Below are 12409 nucleotides of genomic sequence, written 5' to 3'. Positions count from 1 at the left end.
CTACAAGAATTCTGTGCCATTTATAAAATGTACTTCTCGGCACATTCTTTTGCTTACAAAATTCATATTTACTTACATTACTTTTTTTATATTCTTCTACTAGCTCTTTCCATTTTTCATTACTTATTCTTTTTTTCTTTTTTTCTAATAGCATCATTAGCCTCTATTTTTTTAGGCTTTTGTTCTACCACTTATTTTTATTCTTGCCTAGATGCCCTTATTTTAGCGCTTACTTTGCAATCGTAGATGACAATAGCAATCTTTCTACTGATTACGCAAACTTTATCAGCACAAACAGCGATCAAAAGCCTTTTGGAGTTAATAAATTCTTTGGATTTAATCATATATTTAGTTACAGTACAGATAAATATTATACTCCTGGTTCTTTTGATAATAGTGCAATATCACTTAAAGTATCTGATAAGATAACACAAAATAGAAAAATTGATACTGCTAAGGTTCATGTTGATGGCTCAAATTATAGTATTGGAAGAAATAATCAAAATATATTAAGTGAATTATTTGAATTAAAAGAGAAGCAATTTAATTTTCCATCATATAAAGCAATCTCTAGTGCTACTTCTTCACTTGCAGGATATGGAAATGGAATAGTTAGCACTGTAAATGTAAAGCATCATTATGCTGAAAAAAGATTTAATGATGAAAAAATAAAACTAGAAGCAATAAACGAAGAAATATCTTCAAAATCAGGAGTTAATGCAGACCAAGAATTATTAAATATAACACAATATGAAAGACTATACTTAAATTCACTAAAAGTATTTCAAACTTTTAAGGAATATTGGCAACAATTTTTAGCTCAAGTTTAAAAGAGGTATATTATGACAGTAAATTCTATAGGAACAGCTCTTGCTAATCAAAATTTAAGAACTTCCATTGAGAGTAGATTAGCAAAGATGGACGATATTGAAAAACAAGTTCAATCACAAAGAAAACACGAAAAAATTTATCAATTTTCTCCACAACAAGCCAATGAAGTAATTAACATTAGCCAATCTATCTTCGATCAACAGTCAAATCTTGAAGTATTAGAAAAAGGTTTAAGAAAAGCAAATGAAATGTCTAATGAATTAAAAGATCTTAGAATATATTTACAGCAACAATTAAAAAGCTGGCAAGAACAATCCAATCCTACAAATCATTTCTCAGAACAAGAAAAAGAAAGATTTGCCTCAAATTTACTCAGTGGATTAGAAAATTTTTTAAATAAAAAATCAATGTATGATGGAACATTTTTATTTGCAGGGGAAAGCGTAAATACAAAACCTATTAGCACTACAAGTAGCAGTACAGATGCAGATAATTATTATAATGGAAGCACACAAAATACTGTATTTAATTATAACAGCAAACAAATTGAATTAGAATTTAATGCAGGTGATATATCAATAAAAGACTTAGTGACTTTATTTGCAGATATAAAAAGAAATGGAGATAGTGCTGATGGCAGTGTCATAGCAGATTTTGAAAAATGTATATATGATTTAACTGATGCAAAAAAGAGAATAGATTTGACATCAAGAGATTTATTACAATTACGAGATATTGAAAAATCTAACTTAGATGAAAGTCAAAAAAGTTACAGTGACCTAACATTTAAAGCACAATTTGAAGCTATCACTGAGCTAGAACAAGTCAGTCAACAATTAACTGGTATTTATACAAGCATTAGATATTACTCATCAAAGCTATTAGATTTTTTAAGGTAACCTCATAATGTTAAAAGAAAAATTTATTGATCAGCCAAACTTATTCTATATTCAAAATAAATTTGGTTCGGTAGAAATAAATTTAAAATTTAAAGTATTTTCCCCAAAGGTCTCATAGGTTTTTCTGATTCTAAAAATTTTTGTTTTTCCCGTTCAACAAAAAACAATTATAAACATTTTAAATTATTACAATCATTAGATAACGAACAATTATGCTTTTTAACTTTACCAATATTACTAAAAAATAAATTTATTAAAGACGAAGACTTGAATAATGCAATAAAAAATTTAGAATTAAGCAAAAGTAATATAGCTATAGTACTATTATGTTCTACAAAAGAAATAGATGGCAAATTAAAATTAGTTGTTAATTCAAGAGCACCTGTTTTTATTGATATTGTTACTCAAAGTGCATTTCAATACGTATTACATAATTCAAATTACAGTTTAACACATTTATTATAAATTTCTTAGTTTTACAGTTTTAAACTTTCATTTTTTCAATTATTAAATATAATAGCCTTATATTTATTTTTTTATTTTACATGAATAAAATTACAAACTATATCTTTATCACTATTTTATTATTAACTACAAGTAATTGTGCTATTATTGGAGTTGCAACTACTGCTACAACTGGAGCAATGATTGCTGATGAAAGGTCTGTCGGCAATATAATAGATGATAAAGTGATTGCTACAAAAATTAGACATGAATACATAAAAAATAGTATAAATAATTCTTTAAAAGGTATTTCCCTAGAGGTATATGAAGGACGTGTATTACTTGTTGGCTACGTAATTGATAATGAATATAAAGAAGAAGCTGAAAAATTGGCTTGGCTTGTAAGAGGCGTAAAAGAAGTTATTAATAATATTACCATATCAAATGAAGATCCAGCAAGCTTTACTAGAGATATTTGGATATCAACTAAAGTAAAAACAAAATTCTTAGCAAACAAAGAGTTGCATTCTATAAATTATAAAATTATGGTATATAATCGTGTTATATATCTTTTAGGTATAGCAGAAACTCAAAAAGAATTAGATACTGCATTAAAAGTTTCTAGTGAAGTTTCTGGAGTCTCTTTAGTAAAAAATTATATTTTAGTGAAAAATGATTCTCGAAGAAAAGCTAATTAGTTTCATTTTGGAAAAATTTTTTAAAAATATTGTATAAAAAATTTTTAGTGCTAAAATCAATCTGTTAGTTTTAAAAAGTTATTAAATTATTTTCATGCTTATTAGATGAATAAAACAAACAAAAATTATATTTTAAAAAATTTACTTAAAGGATTTGTTTCTTTTGGAAATCTTTCTTTTATTAACCATAAAAACAATCAAATAAGTAAATTTAATAATATTGATTATAATTTTAATAATGTAGCATCCATTATTAGTAAAAATTTTAATAAACTGTTAAAAAATAAAAATGAGGAAAAAAAACGTAAATTTCGGAACAAGAAATAGAAAAAGTAGAATAATAAACACTCCCAATAAATTTTTATCATTCCCTTCTCCATCAATACTGGAAAGTTATGAGGAAATATATCCAGGTTTTACAGAAAAATTACTTGAATTAACTAAAATTGAGCAAAATCAACGAGAAAATTATAATAAAAATTTAATAAAATCTATGAACTTTACTATAAGAATCAGCCAAGTTCTAAGCTTTATATTTAGTATTTTAGTATTATATACATCTGTTAATTTTTTTAAAAATGGCTTAGTATCTTTAGGAGCAGTTTTATTTATAACATGGTTTGTATTTCTTTTAATTTTGAATATAAAATATAAAAAAACAGCATAAAATTATAAGCACTAACTTTAAAAGAAAGATAATTTATTAATTAAAACCTAATTAAAAACCTTGTGAAATAAATTTAACCTAACAAATAAGGTTATCAGGCACCGTCAAGTTAAGGGATAAAGGGCATAGAGTATCCTCTAATATTGAATTTTGGCAGCAAGCAATTTTTGTGATGCATCGTCCCAAATAGATTTAGCCTTTTTAAATGCAATCCTTTGCATAGTAGCGTTATTGATGTATCTTCCTACATCTACAGCAAATATATTTCTAACTTTCCCCATTAGTGATAACGTTCGCTGCACACCACAGGGTGACTTAAATTTTATCAAACATTTTTCTTTTCTTCGTGTGGGTTGATGTGCATTCTCTACACGGTTATTCAATCCTTTATGACTCCTGTGCTCTGTAGAAGTGTACATTTATTTTATTGGTTTTATATAGCTTCGTAATTTATCGGTGACAATTACTCTGGGTACAGGATGTGACCTCAGTAACCTTGATAAAAAGGGTACTGCATTTTTTTCTCTTAATTTCTTTGTTTCTCCAGGATCTAATTTTTTATCCAACGCTTCTCTTTCTATTTTATATAATTGACCTATATATTTTACCATCTTATGCGCTATTCCTGGTGTTTTTATTGTCTTTGTTATTTCTATGTATTTTCTTCTTGCATGTGCCCAGCACGCTACCCATGTTATTTCCTTCTTATCATGCAAGCCAGCATATCCACTATATGCATCTGTTTGATGATATCCTTTAAATTCTTTTATCCATATTTTTTATTATTAGTAAATATATTGATATTACTTTTAACTAAATTATTTATAATCATATTTTGTTATTTTTAACCTCTTTATTTAAATTAGAGTAATACAAATTTAAAAATTTTTCATTTTCATGATTTAAAATTAAGTTAAAATTATCAGCTAAAAAATCAAAGATCCTGTTTATTTTGCTTAAGTCATTTTCTTCAAATTTACCTAATACATAATTTGTTATCATTGATGTTTCTTGTGGTTTATCTATACCTATCTTTATTTTATAATAATTATTTCCAATATGTTGATCAATCGACTTCAGCCCATTATGCCCAGCATTACCTCCACCAATCTTTATTCTAATTTTGCCCACAGTCAAATCTAAATCATCATATATAACAAATATATTTTCTAATGGTATTTTATAGAAATTTACTAATTTACTTATAGGAATGCCTGAATTATTCATATAAGTCATTGGCATAAAAAATAAAATATCATGGTTAAAAAATTTTTTTCTTGTTAATTTTCCATCAAATTTATCAGTAAAATCTAAAATATTATATTTACTACATATGGATTCAATAACACTAAAGCCAATATTATGCCTAGTATTTTTATATTTTGAACCTGGATTACCTAAACCTATTACTAACTTCATTCAAAATTAATTAAATTATTTGTTTTAAAAGAAAAATAATCATTATGTGAAACTATAATATGATCATGAATAACAATATTAACAGCTTTTAATGCAGTTGCAATTGTATTTGTAATTTCTATATCATGCTTTGAAGGAGAAACATCACCACTAGGATGGTTATGTAATAAAATAACAGCTGATGCGAAATGATTTATGGCACTTTTTACAATTTCTCTAGGGTGCACAGCTATTCTATCTACAGTACCAGATTCAATAATTTCTTCGTCTATTAATATATTTTTTGCATTTAAATAAAGAATTTTGAAATATTCAACTTTTTGAAATCCCATTGTTAAGTTGCAATAATTTACTACAGAAGTCCAATTATTTAAAACGTGAAATTTTTTATCACACTCATTTGGCAAATGTAACCTACTAAAAAGATCCTTAAGTAATTTAAAAAAAAGATATACCGAATTTCCTAATCCTTTTATTTGGCTTAATTGTTTATAATCAGCATTGAGAACACCTATTAAACTTCCAAATGTATTCAGTAATTGTTTTGCTACTTTTTTTGTATCTTTAATTGGTATAACATAAAATAACACCATTTCTAATATCTCATAATCTGGCAATGATCTAATAGGTAATTTATAAAATCTAGATTTTAATCTTTGCCTATGCCCATGCTTACTATCAATAACTTCCATATTGTAAAATGTCCTTCCCAAACATTAGTTTTATAATGGTAGATTATCATGCTTTTTCCAAGGTTTTTCAACCTTTTTATTTTCAAGCATTGCCAAATATTTACAAATTCTCCATCTAGTACGATGTGGTTTTATAATATCATCAAGATATCCACGCGAGGCAGCAACCAATGGAGAAGCAAATTTTTCTTCATACTCATCAATTGATATACCTTTTAAGATCTTTACAGCTCCTTTTGCACCCATAACTGCAATCTCTGTGTTTGGCCAAGCTAAATTTATATCACCTCTTAAATGCTTGGAGCTCATAACTATGTATGCACCACCATATGATTTTCTAACAATTAAGCTGATTTTTGTAACTGTAGCTTCAGCATAAGCATATAATAATTTTGCCCCATGCTTAATAATACCTTTATGCTCCTGATCAGTACCAGGTAAAAAACCAGGAACATCAACAAACGAAATAATTGGTATCCCAAATGCATCACAAAATCTTATAAATCTAGCTGCTTTAATAGAAGCATTAATATCTAAACAACCTGCAAGCTCGGTAGGCTGATTTGCTACAATCCCAACAGGACGCCCTTCAAATCTTGCAAAGCCAACAGTTATATTTTTTGCAAAATTTTCTTTAATTTCAAAATAATCAGCTTCATCTACAACTTTTTCTATCAACTGTTTCATATTATAAGGTTTAGTATTATCTTCAGGCACTAAAGTCTCAAGAGACATTTCAATTCTATCTGCAGGATCATTTGTTTTATACTGAGGTAATTCAGCTATATTTGAGGAAGGTAAAAAATCAAAGAATCTTCTTACCATTTGTAAACATTCTATATCATTTTCAGCAATATAGTCAGCAACACCACTTCTTTTCATATGAATCTCTGCTCCACCTAATTCACCATGAGTTACATCTTCATGTGTTGCAGTTTTCACTACGTCAGGACCTGTTAAATACATATACGATGTTTGATTAACCATAAATATAAAATCTGTAAGTGCTGGCGAATAAACTGCTCCTCCCGCACATGGCCCCATAATTAATGTAATTTGTGGAATTACTCCTGATGCATCAACATTTCTTTGAAATATTTCACCATACCCCTTAAGTGAGTCCACACCTTCTTGAATTCTTGCTCCTCCAGAATCATTAATTCCAATAATAGGTGCTTTAAGCTTCATAGCTAAATCTTGTATTTTTGTTATTTTATTCGAATGCATTTCTCCAAGAGAGCCACCTATTACAGTAAAATCTTGACTATAAACAAAAACAAGTCTTCCATTAATTGTTCCATGCCCAATTATTACACCATCACCTGGAAAAATTTTATTTTCCATACCAAAATTTTGACACCTGTGTTCAATAAAAGCATCCATTTCTTCAAATGAGTCAGGATCTAATAAAATTTCTATTCTCTCTCTTGCTGTTAACTTACCTGAATTATGATGTTTATCAATTTTATCTTGCCCACCACTTAATCTTGCAGATTGTATTCTTTCATTAATTTTATTATTTTGCATAATCTTATAATAGTTAATTTGTGCTTATATTAATAAAAAAATAATTCTTTGACAATGTTTTGAAATTTATCGTATAACAAATACTTCCAAAATACATTAACTATAAATTTTGAATGAATATTTTTTTGTATTTTAAAAGCTTAATACATAATGCAGTAGAAAACACTTATCCAAAAATTTTAAGCGATAACGAAATTAAAGTAGAATACCCTAAAAATGAAGATCATGGAGACTTATCTTCGAATGTATCTATAATTACAGCCAAGAAAAAAAAATTAAATCCTAGAGATATAGCGAAAGAATTATCAAGTATTCTTTTGGCAAATGAATATATTTCAGAAATTTCTATAGAAGGTGCTGGTTTCTTAAATTTCAAAATAAAACCATATTTTTGGCATAAATTTTTAAAAAAGTTAGTTAATTTAGGACATAATTATCCAAAAATAGATATTGGAAATGGAGAAAAAATAAATGTTGAATTTGTTTCTGCTAACCCAACAGGACCACTCCATTTAGGGCATGCTAAAGGTGCTATATTCGGAGATGTAATTTCAAATTTGCTATCAAAATGTGGATATAATGTAATAAGGGAATTTTACATTAACGATGCTGGAAATCAGATTAAAACTTTAACTAAATCACTTGAAATAAGATATAAGCAATTGCTTGGTGAAAAAATTGAATTAGATAAAGATTGTTATCCAGGTGAATATCTTATTGATATGGCTGCCATTTTAAAAGATGAATTTAAAAATAAATTAAACACTCTCACAAATAATGATAGAGAAGAATTTTTTAAAAACTTTGCTGTTGAAAGAATTTTAAAAATTATAAAAGATGATTTATCAAAATTAGGAGTTATACATGATTATTTTATTTCTGAAAAAAAATTGATTGAACAAAATAAAGTAGAAAGTTGTATATATTTTTTGAAGGAAAAAAATTTATTATATAAAGGTATTTTAGATAAACCAAAAGGCGAAGAGAATAATGATTGGGAATCTAAGGAGCAAATTTTATTTAAATCTACTAAATTTGGTGATGATATCGATAGAGCAGTAATAAAGTCAAATGGAGAATACACATACTTTGTATCTGATATTGCCTACCATTTAGATAAGATAAAAAGAGGCTTTAATAATATGGTATTACTGCTAGGAGCTGATCATATAGGTTATAAAAAAAGACTTACTAGTGTTGTAAGTGCATTAAGCGATGGCAAAGCAAAGTTAAACATCAAGATATGCCAATTAGTTAAGCTATTAAGAAATGGTGAGCAAGTCAAAATGTCCAAAAGATCAGGCAATTTTATTTCACTTAAAAAAGTCATCGAGGAAATTGATAGTGATGCACTTAGATTTGCTATTTTATCCAAAAGTTCAGATACACTTTTAGAAATAGATGTAGAAAAATTAAAGCAACAAAATAAAGACAATCCTATCTTTTATGTTCAATATGCATCTGCAAGAGCTGGGTCTATTTTAAGAAAAGGCATAAACATGGGCATTGATATAAATAATATACATGACAAAGATATTGATTTAACTCCTCTAAAAAGTGAATATGATATAAGTTTAATAAAAATTTTAGCACTTTATCCAAAAATTATAACTGCTTGCTTAAACAATTTAGATCCTCATAAAATAACATATTATCTTTATGATTTAGCATGCGTATTTCATCAAATCTGGAGTAAAGGCACCAAAGAAGAAAATATTAAATTCATAATTGAAGATGATGTTAATCTAACAAAAGCAAGAATATTTTTAGTTCATTCAGTAAAATTAGTTATAACTTCAGGTTTACAAATTTTAGGCATCAAGGCATTAGAAAAAATGTAACAAATAGCAAATATATTATATATTCTTCTTGATAAAAAAAATTTATATACTATGTCTATAAGGTGGTTATCAAAATAATATTAATTATTAATGGCAGAGAAAAATTACTATAAAATCTTAGGGGTTAATAAAGATGCATCCGCTGATGATATAAAAAAAGCATTTAGAAAATTAGCCTTAAAACACCACCCTGATAAAAATCAAGGCAATAAAGAATCTGAAAAAAAATTTAAAGAAATTAATGAGGCATATGAAATTCTAAAAGATGATCAAAAACGAGCTGCATATGATAAATATGGTAGCGCAGGTTTTCAAAATTCTGGTGGTGGATTTCATTCTCAAGCTGGAGGATTTGAAGATTTTGCTGACGTATTTGGAGATATATTTGGTGATTTTATGGGTAGAGGAAGCTCTTCTCCAAAACAGCAAAGAGAAAATCAATTTAGAGGATCTGATTTAAGATATAATACAGAGATAACATTAGAAAATGCATATAAAGGATTAAACAGAAATATAAAATTTAGAACTGCTGTTAAATGTGATGAATGCGATGGAAAAGGCACTAAAGCAAAAACTGGAACTACTACTTGTAATACTTGCCATGGATCAGGTAAGGTTAGATATCAACAAGGCTTTTTTATGATTGAAAAAGTTTGTACTAGCTGTTCTGGATCTGGAGTAATGATTAAAGATCCTTGTAAAACATGTAAAGGAGAAGGTAGATATGAGAAAGAGAAAAATTTATCTATACATATACCAAAAGGAATAGATAATGGCGCCAAAATAAGAGTATCTGGAGAAGGTGAGGCAGGTGTGCGTGATGCAGCATCTGGAGATTTATATATACATATTTCAGTTAAGCCTCATGAATTCTACCAAAGAGATAATGCAAATTTACATTGCTCTGTACCAATAAAAATGACCACTGCTGTACTTGGAGGATATATTGAGATACCTACAATTGATGGAAATATTGCTAAAATAAATGTACCAGCAGGTACCCAATTTGGCACTAAATTAAGAATGCAAAATAAGGGCATGCCTATTATGAATTCCTCTAGAAATGGAGATATATATGTTAATGTGAATGTTGAATTACCTATAAAAGTAACCTCTAAACAAAAAGAACTTCTAGAAGAATTTGGTAAAATTAACCAGACTGGTGCAAATCCAAAATCTGAAGGCTTTTTTGATAAAGTAAAAAACTTTGTTTCAGATTTTAATAAAAAAAATTAAAATTACTATGTATTCTATTGAAATTTCTAAGCTAACAAAAACTTATCAAAATGGCCATCAAGCACTAAAAGATATAAACTTAAACATAAAGAAAGGACAATTTTTGGCTTTACTTGGTAAAAATGGAGCTGGTAAAACTACTTTTGTTGAAATATTAGCATCACTTACAAAAAAATCTTCTGGAAAAGTATTAATTAATGGTAAAAATCTAGATTTTGATATTGCACATATAAAATTTGAAGTTGGTATAGTTCCTCAAGAATTTAATATATCAATTTTTGAAAAAGTTATAAATATATTAATAACCCAGGCTGGGTATTTTGGTATAAACTCAAATATTGCAACAAAACGAGCAAAAAAACTTCTAAAAAATTTGGATTTATGGGAAAAAAGAGATCAAGCTGTAATTACTTTATCTGGTGGAATGAAAAGAAGATTAATGATTGCAAGAGCATTAATGCACGAACCAGATATAATTTTCTTAGATGAACCTACTGCAGGAGTAGATGCAGAAGTAAGGCAAAAGATATGGCAAATAATGAAAGATTTAAATAATCAAGGTAAAACAATAATTCTTACTACTCATTATTTTGAAGAAGCAGAAAAGCTTTGTGATAGTTTAGCCATTATTTCCAAAGGCAAAATAGTTATTAATGATTCTATAAATGAGATATTTAGGCAATGTCCTAAACAAAAATATCAAATTGAGATTGATAATTATGATTCTTTAAAAATAAATAATAGCCAAATTGTTAAAATTTCAGACAAGATATTTGAAATCTCAATTGATCAAAACAATTCTTTATCAGATAGTATAGCATTTATTGTTAATCAAGGTTGCAAAATACAAAGAATTTATCCAAAAAACAATAGGTTAGAAGAATTATTTTTAAATTCAGTGGTGTAAAGTATATGAAATGGCAAATAAATTTTATTGGTTTTAAAACAATTTTAAAAAAAGAAATTATAAGAATATTAAGGATATGGCCACAAACACTTATCCCACCAATTATCACAACTAGTTTATATTTTATAATTTTTGGAGAAATTTTATTTAAAAATAGATTTGTAAGTATAGGTGGACAAAATGTTGCATATGATCAATATTTAATACCAGGACTTATTGCAATGGCAATAATAATGAATTCGTACAGCAGCACATCTTCCTCATTTTTTAGTATGAAATTTCAAAAAAATATTGATGAACTTTTACTTTCTCCTTTACCAACTTGGATTATTATCATTGGATATACATTTGGTGGAATTTTTAGAGGTATACTTAATGGCTTAATGGTACTTATAACAACACTATTTTTTATAACATTTAGTATACATTCATTTATAATGTGTATTTGCATGATTTTCCTTATGTCTTTCTTTTTTTCAGTAGCAGGAATTGTAAATTCTATATTTTCTAAAACTTTTGATGACATAATGTGGTTCCCATCATTTATTCTTACACCAATGGTATATTTAGGAGGTGTGTTTTTTACAATTGAAATGCTTCCAAATTTATGGCAAAAAATTACACAATTAAATCCCATTTACCATTTCATAAGTATCTTTAGGCATAGTTTTTGGCAAATTGGTAACTTTGATTATATATCTTTTACCTCTATAATATTTGCAAATATTATACTGTTTGCTTTTGCTGTTTATTCATTTAACCGAAAACTTCAGAAGTAAAAATATATATATATAAGTGTATCTAACTTTACTTCTTGATATCTTTTATATTAAAAAATTCTAATTGATAACAATACACAAGCTTAACTAAACTTGTGTATTATTAATGTAAACGCTAAAATATCCCCATCTTGACAAGTATTATCCGCCTTTCTTTGGGTTTCTTAAGTTTTTTGATAATTCTAAAAAAAATTTAATTTGATGATATTTTTTTATCAATATTATATGGAAGTAAATTTACTAACTCTTTTGGATCAGAATAATCATGAATATGATTCAGCAAATATTTTAAATAATCATAAGGATTAATCTTATTTACTTTGCAAGTTTCAATAATACTATAAATATTTGCACTAGCTTTAGCACCCTTAGTTGTTGCACAGAACATCCAATTTTTTCTGCCAACTGCAAATGGTTTTATACTACGCTCCGAATCATTATTATCAATACGCAGTCTTCCATCTAAAAG

17 protein-coding genes are annotated in these 12409 nt (G+C 27.1%); 10 read left to right on the top strand and 7 right to left on the bottom strand.

Annotated elements, in window-relative coordinates:
* A partial coding sequence (gene tnpA / locus EIC27_RS08120; protein WP_410519450.1) for an IS66 family insertion sequence element accessory protein TnpA occupies nucleotides 1-154 on the bottom strand: 154 nt, incomplete at its 3' end.
* A gap of 49 nt (nucleotides 155-203) precedes the next feature.
* Here tnpA and EIC27_RS02765 point away from each other — a divergent pair.
* From EIC27_RS02765 to EIC27_RS02745, 6 genes are all read left to right on the top strand, one after another.
* On the top strand, nucleotides 204-830 hold the full coding sequence (locus EIC27_RS02765) for a hypothetical protein (RefSeq protein ID WP_126044623.1): 627 nt from the start codon (nucleotides 204-206) through the stop codon (nucleotides 828-830).
* Nucleotides 831-842: 12 nt separating this feature from the next.
* Entirely contained in the window at nucleotides 843-1730 is an 888-nt protein-coding gene (locus EIC27_RS02760; RefSeq protein WP_126044622.1) for a hypothetical protein, read from the top strand.
* 96 nt (nucleotides 1731-1826) lie between these two features.
* A complete protein-coding gene (gene fliW / locus EIC27_RS02755; RefSeq protein ID WP_126044621.1) occupies nucleotides 1827-2195 on the top strand; it encodes a flagellar assembly protein FliW in 369 nt (122 codons plus the stop codon).
* 80 nt (nucleotides 2196-2275) lie between these two features.
* The gene (locus tag EIC27_RS02750) at nucleotides 2276-2872 is read left to right on the top strand and encodes a BON domain-containing protein (RefSeq protein ID WP_126044620.1); all 597 of its coding nucleotides are present in this window, start codon (nucleotides 2276-2278) and stop codon (nucleotides 2870-2872) included.
* A 105-nt stretch (nucleotides 2873-2977) separates the two neighbouring features.
* Nucleotides 2978-3199: a hypothetical protein gene (locus tag EIC27_RS07250; RefSeq protein WP_162298311.1), complete on the top strand. Its 222-nt coding sequence runs from the start codon at nucleotides 2978-2980 to the stop codon at nucleotides 3197-3199.
* Nucleotides 3162-3539: a DUF2335 domain-containing protein gene (locus tag EIC27_RS02745; protein WP_126044619.1), complete on the top strand. Its 378-nt coding sequence runs from the start codon at nucleotides 3162-3164 to the stop codon at nucleotides 3537-3539. Before EIC27_RS07250 ends, EIC27_RS02745 begins: the two co-directional genes overlap by 38 nt.
* A gap of 137 nt (nucleotides 3540-3676) precedes the next feature.
* Here EIC27_RS02745 and EIC27_RS07475 read toward each other — a convergent pair whose 3' ends face one another.
* The 5 genes from EIC27_RS07475 to EIC27_RS02720 all read right to left on the bottom strand — a co-directional run bounded on the left by EIC27_RS07475 (nucleotide 3677) and on the right by EIC27_RS02720 (nucleotide 7195).
* A complete protein-coding gene (locus EIC27_RS07475; RefSeq protein ID WP_240627074.1) occupies nucleotides 3677-3820 on the bottom strand; it encodes a hypothetical protein in 144 nt (47 codons plus the stop codon).
* A gap of 138 nt (nucleotides 3821-3958) precedes the next feature.
* Nucleotides 3959-4309, bottom strand: a complete 351-nt coding sequence (locus EIC27_RS02735; RefSeq protein ID WP_276310328.1) for an IS66 family transposase — start codon at nucleotides 4307-4309, stop codon at nucleotides 3959-3961.
* Nucleotides 4310-4367: 58 nt separating this feature from the next.
* Nucleotides 4368-4958, bottom strand: coding sequence for an aminoacyl-tRNA hydrolase (pth, locus tag EIC27_RS02730; RefSeq protein ID WP_126044617.1), 591 nt, complete (start codon nucleotides 4956-4958; stop codon nucleotides 4368-4370).
* Nucleotides 4955-5650 carry a RadC family protein gene (gene radC, locus EIC27_RS02725; protein ID WP_126044616.1) on the bottom strand — a complete coding sequence of 232 codons (696 nt, stop codon included), beginning with the start codon at nucleotides 5648-5650 and terminating at the stop codon, nucleotides 4955-4957. The genes pth and radC overlap by 4 nt, the downstream gene beginning before the upstream one ends.
* 30 nt (nucleotides 5651-5680) lie before the next feature.
* A complete protein-coding gene (locus EIC27_RS02720) occupies nucleotides 5681-7195 on the bottom strand; it encodes an acyl-CoA carboxylase subunit beta (protein WP_410519460.1) in 1515 nt (504 codons plus the stop codon).
* A gap of 107 nt (nucleotides 7196-7302) precedes the next feature.
* Here EIC27_RS02720 and argS point away from each other — a divergent pair, with 107 nt between their 5' ends.
* From argS to EIC27_RS02700, 4 genes are all read left to right on the top strand, one after another.
* Nucleotides 7303-9018, top strand: a complete 1716-nt coding sequence (gene argS / locus EIC27_RS02715) for an arginine--tRNA ligase (RefSeq protein WP_240627072.1) — start codon at nucleotides 7303-7305, stop codon at nucleotides 9016-9018.
* Between the two features lie 90 nt (nucleotides 9019-9108).
* Nucleotides 9109-10254, top strand: a complete 1146-nt coding sequence (gene dnaJ, locus EIC27_RS02710; RefSeq protein WP_126044613.1) for a molecular chaperone DnaJ — start codon at nucleotides 9109-9111, stop codon at nucleotides 10252-10254.
* Entirely contained in the window at nucleotides 10226-11161 is a 936-nt protein-coding gene (locus tag EIC27_RS02705; RefSeq protein ID WP_126044612.1) for an ABC transporter ATP-binding protein, read from the top strand. The genes dnaJ and EIC27_RS02705 overlap by 29 nt, the downstream gene beginning before the upstream one ends.
* A 5-nt stretch (nucleotides 11162-11166) precedes the next feature.
* Nucleotides 11167-11940: an ABC transporter permease gene (locus EIC27_RS02700; RefSeq protein ID WP_126044611.1), complete on the top strand. Its 774-nt coding sequence runs from the start codon at nucleotides 11167-11169 to the stop codon at nucleotides 11938-11940.
* A 193-nt stretch (nucleotides 11941-12133) separates the two neighbouring features.
* Here the strand turns inward: EIC27_RS02700 and EIC27_RS07860 are convergent.
* On the bottom strand, nucleotides 12134-12409 hold a 276-nt coding region (locus EIC27_RS07860), incomplete at its 5' end, for a transposase domain-containing protein (protein ID WP_153183752.1).

The organism is Candidatus Aquarickettsia rohweri (genome assembly GCF_003953955.1).
Classification (GTDB): domain Bacteria; phylum Pseudomonadota; class Alphaproteobacteria; order Rickettsiales; family Midichloriaceae; genus Aquirickettsia; species Aquirickettsia rohweri.
Note: the sequence above shows the minus strand (reverse complement) of the source record. Positions and strands in the feature narration are given on the sequence as shown.

Excerpts from the sequence above, each read along its gene's own strand:
- EIC27_RS02760 (WP_126044622.1), top strand. The coding sequence starts at position 843 with ATGACAGTAAATTCTATAGGAACAGCTCTTGCTAATCAAAATTTAAGA.
- EIC27_RS02750 (WP_126044620.1), top strand. The coding sequence starts at position 2,276 with ATGAATAAAATTACAAACTATATCTTTATCACTATTTTATTATTAACT.
- EIC27_RS07250 (WP_162298311.1), top strand. The coding sequence starts at position 2,978 with ATGAATAAAACAAACAAAAATTATATTTTAAAAAATTTACTTAAAGGA.
- EIC27_RS02745 (WP_126044619.1), top strand. The coding sequence starts at position 3,162 with ATGAGGAAAAAAAACGTAAATTTCGGAACAAGAAATAGAAAAAGTAGA.
- EIC27_RS07475 (WP_240627074.1), bottom strand. The coding sequence starts at position 3,820 with ATGGGGAAAGTTAGAAATATATTTGCTGTAGATGTAGGAAGATACATC.
- pth (WP_126044617.1), bottom strand. The coding sequence starts at position 4,958 with ATGAAGTTAGTAATAGGTTTAGGTAATCCAGGTTCAAAATATAAAAAT.
- radC (WP_126044616.1), bottom strand. The coding sequence starts at position 5,650 with ATGGAAGTTATTGATAGTAAGCATGGGCATAGGCAAAGATTAAAATCT.
- dnaJ (WP_126044613.1), top strand. The coding sequence starts at position 9,109 with ATGGCAGAGAAAAATTACTATAAAATCTTAGGGGTTAATAAAGATGCA.
- EIC27_RS02700 (WP_126044611.1), top strand. The coding sequence starts at position 11,167 with ATGAAATGGCAAATAAATTTTATTGGTTTTAAAACAATTTTAAAAAAA.